The following is a 15,900-nucleotide window of genomic DNA, read 5'->3' as shown; positions in this document are numbered from 1 at the left end:
TACGACAAGGATAGGCGGAATGGTTGGCACCAAAGCGGCAGTCAGGTTCGCAGGCGCGATTCTTCTGACAGCAGTTTTGACGGCGTGCGCTGGAAAAGGCGCAGACCGCAATCAGAACCTGGAAGGGTTCACTCCTGAACAGATTTTCACGCGCGGCGAATTTGAGCTGTCGCAGAATCGTTCGGACGATGCGGCGTGGTATTTTTCAGAAGTTGAACGTCTGTATCCGTATTCCGATTGGGCCAAGCGCGCGCTGATCATGCAGGCGTTCTCATACCACTCGGACAAAAACTACGAAGAAAGCCGAGGTGCCGCGCAGCGGTACATCGACTTTTACCCGACAGACGAAGATGCGGCTTATGCCCAATATCTTCTGGCGCTCAGCTATTATGACCAGATTGACGAGGTCGGGCGTGATCAGGGCCTGACTTTTCAGGCGTTGCAATCGCTGCGCACCGTGATCGAAGTCTACCCGGATAGCGAATACGCGACCTCTGCGGTGTTGAAATTCGATCTGGCATTTGACCATCTGGCTGGCAAAGAGATGGAAATTGGACGCTATTATCTGCGCCAGGACCATTATACCGCAGCCATCAACCGGTTCCGTGTGGTGGTTGAAGATTTCCAGACCACATCTCATACCGCCGAAGCTCTGTACCGCTTGATTGAAGCCTATCTGGCACTGGGTCTTGCGGATGAGGCACAGTCGGCAGGGGCCATTCTTGGGTACAACTATCAATCGTCCGAATGGTACGATGCGGGCTATTCGTTGCTGACGTCACGCGGGTTGGATCTCAAGAGCCGTGGCAACAACTGGCTCAGCACGATCTACCGTCAGACCGTCAAAGGTGAGTGGTTGTAATCGCCATGGCCAATGGGGTGGGACGCTAAGACCCGATGCTGCGCGCCCTCGATATCCGTGACATGCTGATCATCGACCGGCTGGAACTGACGTTTCAGCCGGGCCTGAATGCGTTGACTGGTGAAACCGGTGCGGGCAAGTCGATTCTTCTGGATTCGCTGGGGTTTGTTCTGGGCTGGCGTGGCCGGGCTGAACTGGTCCGTCAGGGTGCCGCCCAGGGTGAAGTCGTGGCGGAGTTCGAATTAAACGAAGACCATCCTGCACATGCAATTCTGGCCGAAGCGGGCCTGCCCGGCGGAGAGGAACTTATCCTGCGGCGGGTGAATACGGCCGAGGGGCGCAAGACCGCGTGGGTCAATGATCGCCGTTGTTCGGGCGAGGTGCTGCGCGCATTGTCCGAGACCCTGATCGAACTGCATGGTCAACACGATGATCGCGGCTTGTTGAACCCGCGCGGTCACCGGGCAATGCTGGATGATTACGCCGGCGCAGAACCCCAACTGGCAAAGGTGCGGTCGGCCTGGTCCGAGATGTCACGTGCGCGCAAAGCTCTTGCTCAAACGGAATCGACCCTTGCAGCGATGCGCGCGGAAGAGGAATTCCTGAGGCATTCGGTATCCGAGCTTGATCAGCTGGACCCGCAACCCGGCGAGGACGCCGAGCTCGATGCCCGCCGTCGCATGATGCAAGGGGCTGAGCGTATCCGGGATGATGTCGCTCGGGCTTTCTCTCTGCTTGGCGGGGACGGGGCTGAAAGCGCAATGGCGGACGCTGTGCGTTGGCTCGAAGGCGTCTCGGACAATGCCGGCAGCCAATTGGAGGCACCAATCGCGGCCCTGGGGCGCGCCCTGATCGAATTGGGTGAGGCGCAGGACGGTGTCGAGGCTTGTCTGCAGAAATTGGATTTCAATCCGGCGGAATTGGAGCAGGCCGAAGAACGCCTGTTCGCCATCCGCGCACTGGCTCGTAAACATGATGTTGTACCTGATGAACTGGGCACCTTTGCCGAAACTTTGCGTGACCGTTTGAACCGGCTTGACGCTGGCGACGCGGATCTGGCCGATCAGCGGGCAGCGGTAGACGCCGCTCAAACCGCATATGACGACGCAGCGGCCAAGCTTAGTGCTGCGCGACAGAAGGCAGCCGGGCGGCTGGATGCCGCCGTGATGACCGAACTCGCCCCGTTGAAGATGGAGCGCGCTGTGTTCCAAACCGAAATTACAGCCGCGGATCCCGGTCCCGATGGAATTGACGCAGTAGCTTTCACAGTTGCCACCAACCCAGGCGCACCTTCTGGTCCGTTGAACAAAATCGCCTCGGGCGGCGAACTCAGTCGGTTTCTTCTGGCGCTCAAGGTCTGCCTGACCGGGGATGACAGCGCGCGCACGATGATTTTTGATGAGATCGATCGGGGCGTTGGTGGTGCAACTGCCGATGCGGTCGGGCGGCGTCTGGCGGCGCTGGCGCAGGGCGGGCAGGTGCTGGTTGTGACGCACTCACCGCAGGTGGCGGCCCGCGCGGCGCATCACTGGCGGGTGCAAAAACACGTCACCGACGGGCAGACCCTTTCTACCGTTGTTCCGCTGGCCGAACCCGACCGCGTGGATGAAATCGCCCGTATGGTCGCAGGTGACACGATCACGGACGAGGCGCGCGCTGCCGCCCGAGCCCTTTTGCAGGCCTGAGGCAATTCTGCCGCTTTCGCGTGTTCAATCCGTCGCGATCCCACTTTTATAAGGGCGCTCCGTGGCTTACTAAGGGGAAAGACGTGATCCCCGAGGGCCAATGACCCAATCAACCCGCACTGTTCTGCGCAACCAGCTCAATCAGGCTTTGGCCGCGATCAAGGACGCTTGGCGGGTGATGCGGCGGCGTGGGCCTAGCCAGATTCAGTTCTGGTTCATTGCGCTGGCGATCGGGATTGCGGCAGGTTTCATGGCATTGGGGTTCCGCAAGGCGATCCGGTCGCTGCAGGCTTATGTCTATGATACGGATGACATTTTGCTGTTGCACAGCCACGCGGAAAAGCTGCCTTGGTTTCTGATCCTGATCATACCCATCATCGGCGGGCTAATTGTGGGCGTGATCCTAAACAAATTCACTGATGACGGGCGCGTGCGATCCGTCGCTGACGTCATCGAAGGGGCCGCGGTGACCGATGGCCGTGTAGAAGGCAAAGCGGGTATCGCGTCGTTCTTTGCCTCGCTCGTCACGCTCAGCACAGGCGGGTCCACTGGCCGAGAGGGACCGGTCGTGCATATGGCTGGCGTGATCTCAACCTGGGTCAGCAACCGCATCCATGCGGATGGCATCACCGGGCGCGACCTGTTGGGATGCGCTGTCGCCGCCGCCGTCTCGGCCAGCTTCAACTCACCAATCGCTGGTGCGCTGTTCGCGCTTGAGGTCGTGCTGCGCCACTTTGCAGTGCATGCCTTCGCACCCATCGTAATCGCATCGGTTGCGGGGACGGTGATCAACCGGCTGGAATATGGCGACGTGACCGAGTTTGTTCTGGATACACCTGGTTCCCTGCAATTCTACGTGGAATTGCCCGCCTTTCTGCTACTTGGCCTAATCTGCGGGCTGGTTTCGCTTCTGCTCATGCGGTCGATCTTTTTTGCCGAAGATATCGGCAACCATATCCAGAACCGGCTTGCCTTGCCTGGCTGGCTGCGCCCAGCTGTTTCAGGCGCGATGTTGGGACTGCTGGCGATCTGGTTCCCGCACATCATCGGCGTCGGGTATGAAACGACGATCCGCGCTTTGGCAGGTGACCTGACCCTGAGTTTTGCCATCCTGTTTGCGGTAATCAAGACGGTTGCCGTGGCGATCACCATGGGCGGACGTATGGGCGGCGGGGTGTTTTCCCCATCGCTGATGATTGGGGCGTTGACCGGGCTGGCCTTCGGTTTGATCGCAACCGGGCTGCTGCCGGATGTGTCTGGCACCCATACGCTTTATGCCTTTGCCGGAATGGGGGCCGTTGCTGCCGCGGTTCTGGGCGCACCGATTTCGACCACGATGATCGTCTTTGAACTGACCGGAGATTGGCAGATCGGCCTGGCCGTGATGGTTTCGGTGTCGATGTCGACAGCGCTGGCCTCGCGTCTTGTGGATCGGTCCTTCTTCTTGACCCAACTGGAACGTCGTAATGTGCATCTGGCCGCCGGGCCGCAAGCCTATCTGCTGGCGATGCTGCGAACCGGGGCGGTCATGCGCCCCTTGGGCGACTCGCGCTCGATCACGAAAGAACAGGCGGTCGAATTGATCGAACAAGGGCTTTGTGTTCAGGCCAGCGCCACGCTAGAGGCCGCGATGCCCTATTTCGACAGGGATGACATCCCCTGTATTCCGGTGGTGATTGTCGAAGAGGATGGTAGTGAAAACCCGGTCGGAGCGCTTTACCACGTCGATGCACTGAAGGCGTATAACCGCGCCTTGGCTGCCACTGCGGCTGAAGAGCACTCTTAGCGTTTATACACTGTTGCGATATCGCCCAGGTAGTTGTCCCAAGCAAACCAGTACGAAATATGGCCTGCGACCCGGGGCAATTCCACGCCTCCTGGTCCAACCAGCGCCTCTTCGGTCATGGTCCACTTCTGACCCGTTTCATCCACCAAATCGCTGCCAGACGCAGCGAACTTGTGGGATGCGCGTTCATAAGCCCGCACCGCGCGCTTTTCGTCGTTTCCGATAAGCACCAGCGGTCGGTTGGCGATGACGTCGTTGATTACCCGGCTCCTGCCGAACGCATCCAGGGGCCATGCTCGCGCCGCACCAAATTGCCGGATGGTGAAAACATAGTCTTTCTGTCTGTGGCTGGACTGATCGACCAGCGCCGGGAACATCAATTCGGACGAAGCGAAATACTCCTGATACACGACACCCGACCCATAATTCCGCCGGTGACCCGTATTCATTGAAAGGACTTTCGTCTTGGGATGCGATGTTTTCCAGCTTTGCCATGTGGTGATGACCACCGGGCGTTGTTTCAACTCGATACCGCTGCCGACAAGCGCGCCGACAACTGGCTTACCGGTATATTGGTTCCACAGGGAATGCGTCTGACGATCAAACATCAGTTTGTTGGATCTGTACAGAAACCCGGATGAGCCGAAGATCAGCGGTTTGCTGCGACCCGGCACTTGTGTTTCAAACAGAATGCCTGAACCACACAGTGTGCAGTAGGCCAAGGCCACCGGAACTCCGCCAATCACCTCGTTGAACATTTCATGCCAGCCCATGATCCGCAGCGGGTAGGCCCGTTCGTCCCCGTTGATCGAAACGCCAAAGACCAGGTCATCGTCCTTAAGGTAATCTGAACGTGCGGCAGGGATCAGCGCCGGATTGTCCAGCGATGGGATGCCGTCCTTGTTCACACCACCCCACGCGATCTCTTCAAGCCGGATCTTCATCTTGTCGCGCTGCAAATACTTTGGTTTCAGGAAGACGTCGAAATTCGTATCAATCCCCAGGAGAACCTCGCGCTTGAACGGGATGAGCGAGGGGTGCGGTACGATTTGCGGGTTCTTTTCCTGCCAGAGCATCCACTCAAACCAGCCTTTGCCGATACTCTCACCAGTCAGGGTCTGCATGACCTTCACGATGTCGCCGCTGCGACGTCTGGCGTATCGCATACCGGTCAGCAAAGCAGGCACCACATCCGGGTTGCCGCGTTGTACGAGAAAGGCCATGCCTTGCTCAAACTCCGCGTTGCTTCCGTACAAGGTGGAACGCACAGCATCCAGCACGGGGTCTTGTTGCGCGGACAACGTGCCAGGCAACAAGAACACGGTCCCCAATGATCCTGCGAAACTGCGGCGGGTAAGTGACATGGCATCCTCTGGACGGTGTTTGGTGGCATTGTGCACTCTTGATGCCTCACATGCATGCAACAGCCCCGTGATTGGATCGTGAACCCGATGTTTTTGGGGGTGTGGCCAAGGTTGAACTGCTGACGAAACCCTTCTGGCTGCATGTCTTGGCGGGTTTTTGCTGGTAAGCTGCATCCCAAATACAGCTAAATATTTCGCTGTTTTTTCGGATTTCTTGATCAAAAGGCCAAAAAATCGTTAATATTGGTGACGATTGCAGCGATATCCCTACGTGACCAAAGGAAATTTACTCCCAAAGCGCGTGTCGGGAGCCAAGAAATTTCAAAATCTTGAACGACATAACTGCATTGACTTATTTTTGAACTGAAACTCGCGCGAACGGGAGTACTTTGAAAATGCTATTTCTGCATCTTGATTTGCACTCCCGGATTCAGGCGGCCTGCGCGCATCATTTGCCGCAACGGCTATATTGCAAAACCCATTCATCAGGTGTCCGGTCCGGAGATCTGGTGTGAGGCTCGCCCAAGGAAAAAACCGGATGGACAGGTCGATGTTGTCCGAACAAGGCGGTTCATGTCTCGCCACATTGGGACGCAGGCGCTTTGCTGATCGTGGCGGATCAGGCAAAATCGTATCCCAGGAAATCCATTTTTTTATCAGTAATTCTCCAATGCTCCCACGGGGCTGTTTCAGCCACTTTTTTGCGACCATCAAGTCAATACAAGGGTGGGAGCCGGGCAAAGGTCCATATTATGCGAGTTTTTGATGTTGCGTTGATAGGCGCGGGCCCTGCTGGCTACGCCGCTTTGACCGCCATGCGAGCGGTTTCAGGCTCGGTGGTGGTGATTACAGGTGCTGGATCCGAACCATGCGAGGGCGGCCCGGCCAAGATTGTGTCTGTCGCGTATGAACGTCAGCAGCCAGCTTTTATGACCGAACGTACCGATGTATCCGGGGATGCCCCCCCGCTGTTCGTTGCCGCCGAAGTGGGTGGGCTTGCCAATTATTGGGGCAAACAACTGCAGGTCTACGATAGCGAAGATCCCTGGGGTCAGGGGCGTTATCTTGAAACCTGGGCAGAATACACCGCCGCCTGCGAGACCGTGCAAAGTGACCTGCAGGTCATAGGCGGCATCCGACGCGAGCATCTGGGCGATGGGTTGGAAAAAAGCGCGCCACGCCTTTTGACGGGAACAAAGGACGCCCCGGATATCGGCTTGGGAGCTATGGCGCGGGCCGTAGGAAATCGTCTAAGCGAAATGCCAAATGTCGAAGTCCGCGCAGGCCGCGTGCAACGGATCGAAAATGACCAGAATTGTGTAAGCTTGGAACTGGCGGATGGGACACGCATTCAGGCCCGCCAGGTGTTCCTGGCTGCAGGCGTCCTGGGCACAGCCACGTTGCTTGCGCGAAGCCTGCCACAAATTACTCAGATCGGCTTTTTGGACCACGCGCCTTATACGATCAACTGTCTGAGGCTGGCACGCGCGTTGGGATCGCCGCGGAATTACACGAATCGTGGAAATTTCAATGCGCTGACACTCAAGCGGAAACAGGATGGTCGATGCAGTCTTTTTGCGTCTGTCTATGCGGTGTCGCAAGCCCCGGTAAGCCTTGTTACGACAACCCTGGGCCTGGGTCCGCGCCTACGCGGTTGGCGCATGGGGCGTTTCATTGATTTTGTGCAACCCGTTCGGATCTGGACGCCCAAGACATATGTACAGTTTCATCTGCAACCTGAGCTTGGTCAGATCGAGGCGACGCATGTACCGGACCCGGGGCAGGACGAGGGGCTACAGTTTCTACTTGACTGGCTGGGCTCGCATCGCGTCCGTCACAATCTGGGCACTACTGCGCCAGGGCAGGGGTTCCACTATCACAACCTGACCTTTGGGCCGGGCGATGAACCTGTAGATCAGGTGGTTGAGCAGGCCTTTCAGCGGCGCGTGCGTGTTATTGACGCCTCTTGCCTCGCAGAAATTGGCTGCGCGCCGCATACCCTAACCTCCATGGCGCAGGCTTATGGGCGTGTGCGTCGCGACATGGCCTCGACCGAACGGGTCAGAGAGGCCATCTAAGGGGTTCAGATCTGCTCGACCTTAACGGAATCGACGCGGTAAAACGCGACATAACCCTTGATCTCGGCCATTGCGGCGACCGGATCCTCATAGCTCCACGCTGCGTTTTCGGTAACCGATGATTTGTTGACGATTGAGAAATGCGTTGCTTCGCCTTTGTGCGGGCAATGTGTGACCTTTTCTGTACGGTCCAGAAAGGCCATTCCGATATCGGCGCGGGGGAAATAGATCACCGGCTCCAGATCACCTTCCAGCAGCTCCAGCGCATTCATGCTCTCTCCGAGAACGGCGCCGCCGGAACGAACGCTCCATTTACCAGCTGCATTGCGGATCGTTATGTCTGTCATCTCTGCTTCTTCCCTCGTCTTCAGTACGGATCACTCCTCTGCCCTGATTATGTGACAGCTCAGTGTCAGATCGGCGCAGTTGCGGCATCCAACCACAATTGAGCGTCATCGCCCAGCCTTGGGCGGACTTTTTCCGCAACGTCGCGGTGATATGCGTTTAGCCACGCGCGTTCTTGTGCCGATAGCATATCGACTACAATCAGCCGCCGGTCAATTGGAACGTATGTGAGCGTCCGCCAATTCAGCATCGCGCGCTCGGCGTCTGCGGTGGGTAGGGAAGGAGCATCTTGCACGACCACAAGGTTTTCGATGCGAATGCCAAACGCACCTTCGCGATAATATCCCGGCTCGTTTGACAGGATCATCCCCGGCTCCAGCGGAACATGGCTGACCTTCGACAAGCGCTGCGGCCCTTCGTGGACGCTCAGGTATGCGCCGACCCCGTGGCCGACCCCGTGATTGAAATCCTGGCCCGCTGCCCACAAGGGCGCGCGTGCGATGCATTCGATATCTCGTCCGGCCAGCCCGGCGGGCCAGCGCAGCATGGACATATCGATCATCCCTTTCAGCACGCGGGTAAAGCAGGCTTTTTCCTGATCGCCTACTTCCCCTATCGCAATGGTGCGGGTGATGTCGGTTGTGCCATCCAGATACTGGCCACCGCTATCCAAAACCAACAGGTGCCCATTTTCTAGTCGGCTGTCGGTTTCTTCGGTCACCCGGTAATGCATGATCGCGCCGTTGGGCCCGGTGCCCGCAATTGTGTCGAACGAGATATCCTGTAGCGCGTTATCCCGGCGGCGGATTTCCTCAAGCTGCGTCACCACCTGCGTTTCCGCCACAGTGCCCGGGCTCTGTGCGTCCAGCCAGCATAACGTCTCAATAACAGCCACCGCGTCGCGAAGATGCGCTTCGGCACTGCCTGCGATTTCGGCCGGATTCTTGCGAGCTTTGGGCAGGGCACAGGGATCACCTGCATCCATCATTCTGTCACCCAGCACATCCGCAACTGCCTGTGGCACGGTTCCAAAATCGACTTGAACCGTGCCGCCCAAATCCGCGGCCGCATCCAGAAATGACCGAGGGTCGTGAACCTGAACTTGGTCGCCCAGGTGATCTAACACTCCGGCCAGCTTTTGCGCCGCAATGAAAAGATCAACCCGACCATCGGAATGCAGAATGGCAAGCCCATGTGCTACCGGGTTATAACCGATATCCGATCCGCGAATGTTAAGCAGCCACATGATCGAATCCGGCAATGTAATGATGGCCGCATCACATCCGTTCTGTTTAAGATCCTCTGCCACCCGCGCAATTTTGCTTGTGGCTGTTTCCCCTGCAAACTCAATCGGATGCGCCTTAACCGGGTTCATCGGGGCGTCCGGCTGATCTGGCCACACCCGATCCACCAGATTGTCACATCGCACAAGATCGATACCGCTTGCTTTCAACTCTTTCTGCAGGCCGGAAATCTGCCCGGCCGCATGCAGCCAGGGATCAAAACCAACCTTTCCGCCGCTCGGCAGTTGTTCCTTGAGCCACGCGCTCAGGCTGGTTTCGGGCCACGGCACGGGCGTGAAATCCGCCGCCACCTGTGCCTTGACCTGCGTGCGATATCGGCCATCGATGAAAACGCCCGCAATATCGGTCAGCACTGCACAGAAACCGGCCGACCCGGTGAAACCCGTCAGCCATGCCAGACGTTCATCGCGTGGGGCCACATACTCGCCCTGATGCGCATCTGCGCGTGGGATCAGAAAACCGTCCAACCCATCCTGCGCCATCTGGGATCGCAAAGCGGCCAGTCTGGGCGGTCCCTGTTCTGGACGCGCAGTGACTGCAAAGGACTGAAACATGTGACACCTCTCGCAAACGGGGGGCTGCCCCTTCATCTTTTGAAAAATACTCATGCCGGAGGCAGGGCCAGCGTCAGCTGGCCCTTTTCATCCCCATCACGCGTGCACGTGCCCGAGGATCGCTGTCGAACAATGCCGCCAACTGTTCAGTCATCGCACCTGCCAGCTGTTCGACATCCGTGATTGTTACCGCGCGATCGTAGTATCGGGTTACATCGTGGCCGATACCAATGGCCAAAAGCTCGACCATCTTGCGTTTTTCGACCATCCCAATCACGTCGCGCAGGTGTTTTTCCAGGTAATTCGCGGGGTTAACGCTGAGTGTTGAATCATCAACCGGCGCACCGTCCGAGATCACCATCAGGATTTTGCGCTGCTCGCGTCGCGCAAGCATCCGGCGATGCGCCCATTCCAGTGCTTCGCCATCGATGTTCTCTTTCAGCAGGCCTTCTTTCATCATCAAACCCAAGTTGGGTCGCGCTCGACGCCACGGGGCATCCGCACCTTTGTAGATGATGTGACGCAGATCGTTCAGACGCCCCGGCTGTTGCGGGCGGCCGTCATTCAGCCATGCCTCACGTGCCTGGCCGCCTTTCCAAGCGCGCGTAGTAAAGCCAAGGATTTCGACTTTCACGTTGCAACGTTCCAGCGTCCGGGCCAGAACATCGGCACAGATCGCCGCGATCGAGATCGGGCGACCGCGCATTGAGCCCGAGTTATCCAGCAGCAGCGTCACCACTGTATCGCGGAACTCGGTGTCTTTCTCGACCTTGAAGCTCAGCGGCGTGGTCGGGTTGGCCACAACACGCGCCAGACGACCGGCATCCAGAATGCCTTCCTCGCGGTCAAACTCCCAAGAACGGTTCTGTTGCGCCTGCAATCGGCGCTGCAGTTTGTTCGCCAGACGGCTGACGGCACCCTTAAGCGGCTCAAGCTGCTGATCCAGATAGGCGCGCAGCCGTTCTAATTCAGCAGGCTCGGCCAAATCCTCGGCTGCGATCTCTTCGTCGAAGGTGCCAAGGTAAACCTTGTAGTCCGGGTCGGCCTCGGATGCAGGGGGCGGGGACGGCGGCTCCATCGGGGCCTCACCGTCAGGCATCTCGGCCTCATCGCCCATCTCATCCTCGGCCATCTCGTCCATCGAGACCTGGGCCTGAGATTGGTCCTGCTGCTCTTCCTGCGTTTGCTCGGGGGTCGCGTCGGCGTCCTGCTCGTCCTGATCATCCTGACCAGTGCTATCGGGGTCGGGCTGTTCTTCGGCGTCGTCCTCGGCCTGATCTTCCTGATCTTCGTCCAGCTCGTCCGGATCTTCGCCCAGCTGGTCACCATACCCCAGATCCTTGATCATCTGACGGGCAAATTTGGCAAACTCGGCCTGATCCGACAGGATTTCCTGCAGGTTTTCCAGCGTCCCGCCGGCTTGCTCTTCGATGAAGCCGCGCCACAGGTTCATGATGTTCTCGGCCGCAGGCGGCAGGTCCCGTCCGGTTGCCAAGTGACGGATCAGATAACCCGCGGCCACCGACAAGGGGGCATCAGCAGGCTGCTTGCACTGGTCGTACCCACGGCGCAGCGCCTCGTGCCCAATTTTAACATCGATGTTAGAGGCCGTGCCGGGCATATCCCGCGCGCCCATCGCCTCACACCGGGCTACTTCCATGGCCTCATAAAGATCCCGCGCCATATCACCCGGAGGCGCATAGCGAATATGCGTCGCATCGTCATGATATCGGCGCTGCAACGCCAAAGCATCCGCCGTACCGCGCGCCAGCAAAACCTCTTCGCGAGTCATGCGCCGAGAAACCTGCGGCAAACGCATCGACTCGCCCGACAGACCCGAGGGGTCGACAGTATAGCTCACCGATAATTCGGGATCATCGGCCATCACCTTGGTGGCTTCGGCCAAGGCCTTCTTGAACGGATCGGCGGGGTTGTCGTTTGGTTTAGACAATGAACGTACTCCAGATCATTGCTGCCGAGAAAAGCACTAAGCATTCCCAGCGCAGCCGTGTCAGGTGGACATGCTGCGGCGCCGTCATTTCTGAAGGCGCCGTCTTTTTCCAATCTACTTTGTCAAAAAGCCAAGCTGAATCAAGAACAACCCAGATAGATGCTATGACAAAGAAGATTATCACCCCAAGCTCACACTCGCCGCGCTTTCCGGCAGTTCCTCGTCGAAGCAACGCTGATAGAACTCGGCAACCGTCTGACGCTCCAGCTCATCACACTTGTTCAAGAAGGACAGGCGGAAGGCGTAGCCGACGTCGCGGAAGATCTCGGCATTTTGCGCCCAGTTGATTACAGTCCGGGGCGACATGACAGTCGACAGGTCACCGTTCATGAAGGCGGTCCGGGTCAGGTCGGCGACGGTGACCATCTGGCTGACGGTCTTGCGGCCCTTTTCGGTGTTGTAATGCGGCGCCTTGGACAGAACGATCATCGTTTCGGCATCGTGGCTGAGGTAGTTCAGCGTCGAGACCAGCGACCAGCGGTCCATCTGCGCCTGGTTGATCTGCTGCGTTCCGTGATACAGGCCGGTAGTGTCGCCCAAACCGACGGTGTTCGCGGTGGCAAACAGGCGGAAGTTCGGGTTCGGCGTGATAATCTCGTTCTGGTCCAGCAAGGTCAGCTTACCGTCATGTTCGAGAACACGCTGGATCACGAACATCACGTCGGCACGGCCCGCGTCGTATTCGTCGAAAACGATGGCAACGGGGTTCCGCAGAGCCCAGGGCAGGATGCCTTCGTGGAACTCGGTCACCTGTTTGCCATCACGCAGTTTGATCGCGTCCTTACCGATCAAGTCGATCCGGCTGATGTGGCTGTCGAGGTTCACACGGACGGCGGGCCAGTTCAGGCGGGCCGCGACCTGTTCGATATGGGTCGATTTGCCCGTACCGTGATAGCCTTGGATCATCACGCGGCGGTTGTGGGAAAAGCCCGCCAGAATGGCCAATGTGGTTTCCGGGTCAAACTTGTAGGTCGGGTCGATCGCGGGCACGCGGTCACTGCGGTCAGCAAAGCCTTTGATCGCCATGTCGGTTTCAATACCGAACACGTCACGGACCGAAATTTCTTCGGTGGGTTTTGCGTTTACGTCGATCGATCCGTCAGCCATTCGCCTTGTCCTTATCCTTTGCCCCGCGTTGCCGGGTTTGAACTCGTGTGTGGTGCAACATATTGCGGGCAAGGGCAAGGGAAAGCCGTGCTGGTAGGAACTTAGGCGGATGTTTCTTTGAAACTGGCCTTATTGATTTTGCACACAATGTCCGTCCTGGTTTTTCAAACCTCGGGCAGCGCGAGCTTTGAAATTAAAACGCCCGGGCATAAGGCCCTTTGGAATATTAACATTGCAATAGAAAAATGTGATAAGTTAAAACTACAATATGCTTATACAAAAGCAGTTCCCGGATTTGTGTTAAACGGTGTATGTTTAAATGTCGCTAGTAATTTCAGGCCCGACTTCTATCTCGATCCCCGGTGGGTCGACCTCTGTTATGCAGCAGTATACCACGACAAAAGCTGTGACTTGGAGTGTGACCGTAACTGGTTCGGGTGGATTGGATCCTTCCGACTACACTGTTTCGATTTCACCCAGCGGAGTTTTGACCGTTGAGCTTACTGAGGGAGCGGACATCCCTCCGAATACGCAACTCTCGGTCTTAATAGGCGCGACGACGGGCAATCCAGGAAACGGTAACAACGCCTTCCTCAGTGTGACAGTCGACCTTCCTGCGGGAACAGTGCCGTGTTTTGTAAAGGGCACTTTGATAGAAACCGAAAAAGGTCCTCGTCCCGTCGAAGAACTGTCGGTTGGGGACAGGGTTCGTGTTTCCAGCGGTGAACTGCTACCCATTCAGTGGATTGGCAAGAAGACCCTTGGCGCGGAGGCGTTGCAGCAAAACCCGCGATTGCGCCCCGTTTGCATCAAAAAAGGAGCGATCGGGGATGCTTTGCCTGACCGCGATTTGTACGTGTCACCGCAACACAGAATTGTTCTGGAAGGGTGGCGCGCCGAATTGTTGTTCGGTGAGCCGAGGGTTTTTGCAGCGGCAATACATCTTGTGAACGACAACACAATTCGACAGGTGTCGTCCAATGAGGCGGTGACGTACTTCCATATTGCCTGCAACCGGCACGCGATTTTGATGTCGCACGGGTTGCCAACGGAAAGCTTGTTTCTGGGTGATATGGCGCTTTTGTCTTTCGGGCGCGGAGATGTCGAAGAACTTCGTGTGCTCTTTCCAGAACGCTTCAGCCGTGGATCCGCCTGGAAACAAACGCGTGTGCGTTGCTTGAAGCGCCCCGAGGCCAAGCTTTTACGGGAAATGCTCGAGCATTAGAATGATCGAGCAATAGATCGACTATCGGAAGTTCCGGCTGTCCTTGATCTGATCCCACGCCCAGACAACCTCTTGCAGCTGCTCTTCCTGGGATCGGTCGCCGCCGTTCATGTCGGGGTGTAGTACCTTGATCAGCTTTTTGTATGCCTTGCGCACCTCGGCCTTGGTCCAGCTGTCATTGGCTTCCAGAATTTCGATCGCGCGGCGTTCTGTGGGGGGCAGGCGACGGCCGCCGCCACCTGTGGTGCGCCCTTTGTTTTGCGTGCTGTTTGCACCCAGCACCTGATGCGGGTCTTCGATGCCCAGACGCGCCCATGCGCGCGCTTCGGGATCGCCCATCGGCTTGGTCTCGCGCTCCCACACTTTGTCCTTGGACCGCTGGGCGTTCAACTCGGCCTCGGTGGTGCCGTCGAAGAAGTTCCACTTGTTGTTGTATTCGCGAACGTGCTGCTGGCAGAACCAGAAAAAATCGTCCAGCACGTCCGGGGCCTTGGGTGCACGGAACTTGCCCGGTTCTTCGCAACCTTCGTGATCGCAGATACGCGTCGAGGTTTCAGACGCGCCCGACATTCCGCGACGCCCGCGCGGGTTCTTCTTCTTGGAAGTGGATACGGACATATCAAATCCGAAGGGGTCTGACTTCACCATGTGCTCATCCTTAAGAACGCATCTTTTCGACTCGGAGGCAGCAGTTTAGTCTAAGCAGCCGAAAGTAGAAGAGGGGGGGCGGTAAAATTTTCGCCCGTGAGCAAAAAAATGACTGTTACCGACGAGATCCGAACCCGCCTGACGGCAGCCTTTGAACCGCGTGAGCTGGAAGTCGTAGATGACAGCGAAAGCCACCGAGGACACGCCGGGTTTCAAGAGGGCGGCGAAAGCCATTTCAACGTCCGTATTCGTGCCAACGCTTTTCAGGGTCAATCCCGCGTCGCCCGCCACCGTGCCGTACATAAGGCATTGGGCGACATCGTGCCCCGCATTCATGCGTTGGCGTTGGATATTGATACCTGAACAGGTGCCTAGGCGACCAGAGAAATGGCCGTGTTAACCGCGATTCCCTGATTCACCGCGCGATAGGTAGGAAAAGGGAGCCGGTGCGTCGCATCAATGTCTCGCCGTATCCACGCTTGCTCTTCCAGGCGGTGAAGCGACGTCGACAGTGCGCGATCGGAAATGGTGATCAGCCCGGATTTGAGAGTCGAGAATCGTTGGGGCCTGTCGGTCAGCGCCAGAATAGGTGCCGTCCAACTGCGCCTGAGCAACGCGAAATCAGCGTCATCTGGCACGGCATTCACGATCCTGCTGGCGATTTCGGCCGCAGATACACCCGCTCGGGTCAATCGAAATTCGGGGCGCAGTGGATGACCGTGGCCGGGATTCCGATCCAAAAAACCCAATTGAATCAGGTGGTCAAGGCTCTGGGCAAATGCCGTTCTGCCGGCGCTTGTCGCAGCGAGTAGCGGTGCCTGTCGTCCCGGCATGCCTTCATGCATTAACGCCAGAATGTTCAGGGACCAGGCGCGGGATGTAAGCTTGACAAGAATCGTTATGTCCATAAAGTATAGTTACTTTAATTTTC

At 57.5% G+C, this 15,900-nt stretch carries 13 protein-coding genes; 6 read left to right on the top strand and 7 right to left on the bottom strand.

The window, feature by feature from the left end; genetic code table 11:
• Positions 1-19 precede the first annotated feature (19 nt).
• The 3 genes from AC2FIS_RS04575 (at position 20) to AC2FIS_RS04565 (ending at position 4,333) form a co-directional block, all read left to right on the top strand.
• Entirely contained in the window at positions 20-862 is an 843-nt protein-coding gene (locus AC2FIS_RS04575; protein WP_496772137.1) for an outer membrane protein assembly factor BamD, read from the top strand.
• Positions 863-897: 35 nt separating this feature from the next.
• Positions 898-2,547 (top strand): DNA repair protein RecN, encoded by a 1,650-nt coding sequence (gene recN, locus AC2FIS_RS04570; protein ID WP_496772136.1) that lies wholly within the window; start codon positions 898-900, stop codon positions 2,545-2,547.
• A 100-nt stretch (positions 2,548-2,647) separates the two neighbouring features.
• Positions 2,648-4,333, top strand: a complete 1,686-nt coding sequence (locus AC2FIS_RS04565; RefSeq protein ID WP_113789277.1) for a chloride channel protein — start codon at positions 2,648-2,650, stop codon at positions 4,331-4,333.
• On the opposite strand, the gene AC2FIS_RS04560 is transcribed toward AC2FIS_RS04565, so the two are convergent.
• Positions 4,330-5,697, bottom strand: coding sequence for a DUF3179 domain-containing protein (locus AC2FIS_RS04560; protein ID WP_496772135.1), 1,368 nt, complete (start codon positions 5,695-5,697; stop codon positions 4,330-4,332). The two genes, AC2FIS_RS04565 and AC2FIS_RS04560, sit on opposite strands and share 4 nt — an antisense overlap.
• Before the next feature lie 752 nt (positions 5,698-6,449).
• On the opposite strand from AC2FIS_RS04560, the gene AC2FIS_RS04555 reads away from it, so the two are divergent.
• Positions 6,450-7,775 (top strand): hypothetical protein, encoded by a 1,326-nt coding sequence (locus AC2FIS_RS04555; protein WP_496772134.1) that lies wholly within the window; start codon positions 6,450-6,452, stop codon positions 7,773-7,775.
• Positions 7,776-7,780: 5 nt separating this feature from the next.
• On the opposite strand, the gene AC2FIS_RS04550 is transcribed toward AC2FIS_RS04555, so the two are convergent.
• The 4 genes from AC2FIS_RS04550 to cobS all read right to left on the bottom strand — a co-directional run bounded on the left by AC2FIS_RS04550 (position 7,781) and on the right by cobS (position 13,096).
• Positions 7,781-8,122 carry a DUF427 domain-containing protein gene (locus AC2FIS_RS04550; protein ID WP_496704597.1) on the bottom strand — a complete coding sequence of 114 codons (342 nt, stop codon included), beginning with the start codon at positions 8,120-8,122 and terminating at the stop codon, positions 7,781-7,783.
• Between the two features lie 65 nt (positions 8,123-8,187).
• Positions 8,188-9,978, bottom strand: coding sequence for an aminopeptidase P family protein (locus AC2FIS_RS04545; protein ID WP_496772132.1), 1,791 nt, complete (start codon positions 9,976-9,978; stop codon positions 8,188-8,190).
• Positions 9,979-10,051: 73 nt separating this feature from the next.
• Positions 10,052-11,929 (bottom strand): cobaltochelatase subunit CobT, encoded by a 1,878-nt coding sequence (gene cobT, locus AC2FIS_RS04540; RefSeq protein ID WP_496772131.1) that lies wholly within the window; start codon positions 11,927-11,929, stop codon positions 10,052-10,054.
• Positions 11,930-12,109: 180 nt separating this feature from the next.
• Positions 12,110-13,096, bottom strand: coding sequence for a cobaltochelatase subunit CobS (cobS, locus tag AC2FIS_RS04535; RefSeq protein WP_058274350.1), 987 nt, complete (start codon positions 13,094-13,096; stop codon positions 12,110-12,112).
• Between the two features lie 319 nt (positions 13,097-13,415).
• Between cobS and AC2FIS_RS04530 the strand changes: the two genes are divergently transcribed.
• Complete coding sequence (locus AC2FIS_RS04530) at positions 13,416-14,321, top strand: Hint domain-containing protein (protein ID WP_496772130.1); 906 nt, start codon at positions 13,416-13,418, stop codon at positions 14,319-14,321.
• A gap of 21 nt (positions 14,322-14,342) precedes the next feature.
• Here the strand turns inward: AC2FIS_RS04530 and AC2FIS_RS04525 are convergent, their stop codons facing one another.
• A complete protein-coding gene (locus AC2FIS_RS04525; RefSeq protein ID WP_113789269.1) occupies positions 14,343-14,969 on the bottom strand; it encodes a J domain-containing protein in 627 nt (208 codons plus the stop codon).
• Between the two features lie 108 nt (positions 14,970-15,077).
• Between AC2FIS_RS04525 and AC2FIS_RS04520 the strand changes: the two genes are divergently transcribed.
• The gene (locus AC2FIS_RS04520) at positions 15,078-15,332 is read left to right on the top strand and encodes a BolA family protein (RefSeq protein WP_496772129.1); all 255 of its coding nucleotides are present in this window, start codon (positions 15,078-15,080) and stop codon (positions 15,330-15,332) included.
• Between the two features lie 8 nt (positions 15,333-15,340).
• On the opposite strand, the gene AC2FIS_RS04515 is transcribed toward AC2FIS_RS04520, so the two are convergent.
• The gene (locus AC2FIS_RS04515; RefSeq protein ID WP_496772128.1) at positions 15,341-15,877 is read right to left on the bottom strand and encodes a winged helix-turn-helix transcriptional regulator; all 537 of its coding nucleotides are present in this window, start codon (positions 15,875-15,877) and stop codon (positions 15,341-15,343) included.
• Positions 15,878-15,900 lie beyond the last annotated feature (23 nt).

It is taken from the genome of Ruegeria sp. CDSB113, from assembly GCF_059611045.1.
The sequence above is the reverse complement of the archived record's forward strand: the minus strand, read 5'-3'. Positions and strand labels throughout refer to the sequence as shown.

Coding starts and splice junctions, on each gene's coding strand:
- AC2FIS_RS04575 (WP_496772137.1), top strand. CDS start 20: ATGGTTGGCACCAAAGCGGCAGTCAGGTTCGCAGGCGCGATTCTTCTG.
- recN (WP_496772136.1), top strand. CDS start 898: ATGCTGCGCGCCCTCGATATCCGTGACATGCTGATCATCGACCGGCTG.
- AC2FIS_RS04565 (WP_113789277.1), top strand. CDS start 2,648: ATGACCCAATCAACCCGCACTGTTCTGCGCAACCAGCTCAATCAGGCT.
- AC2FIS_RS04560 (WP_496772135.1), bottom strand. CDS start 5,697: ATGTCACTTACCCGCCGCAGTTTCGCAGGATCATTGGGGACCGTGTTC.
- AC2FIS_RS04555 (WP_496772134.1), top strand. CDS start 6,450: ATGCGAGTTTTTGATGTTGCGTTGATAGGCGCGGGCCCTGCTGGCTAC.
- AC2FIS_RS04550 (WP_496704597.1), bottom strand. CDS start 8,122: ATGACAGACATAACGATCCGCAATGCAGCTGGTAAATGGAGCGTTCGT.
- AC2FIS_RS04545 (WP_496772132.1), bottom strand. CDS start 9,978: ATGTTTCAGTCCTTTGCAGTCACTGCGCGTCCAGAACAGGGACCGCCC.
- cobS (WP_058274350.1), bottom strand. CDS start 13,096: ATGGCTGACGGATCGATCGACGTAAACGCAAAACCCACCGAAGAAATT.
- AC2FIS_RS04530 (WP_496772130.1), top strand. CDS start 13,416: ATGTCGCTAGTAATTTCAGGCCCGACTTCTATCTCGATCCCCGGTGGG.
- AC2FIS_RS04525 (WP_113789269.1), bottom strand. CDS start 14,969: ATGGTGAAGTCAGACCCCTTCGGATTTGATATGTCCGTATCCACTTCC.
- AC2FIS_RS04520 (WP_496772129.1), top strand. CDS start 15,078: ATGACTGTTACCGACGAGATCCGAACCCGCCTGACGGCAGCCTTTGAA.
- AC2FIS_RS04515 (WP_496772128.1), bottom strand. CDS start 15,877: ATGGACATAACGATTCTTGTCAAGCTTACATCCCGCGCCTGGTCCCTG.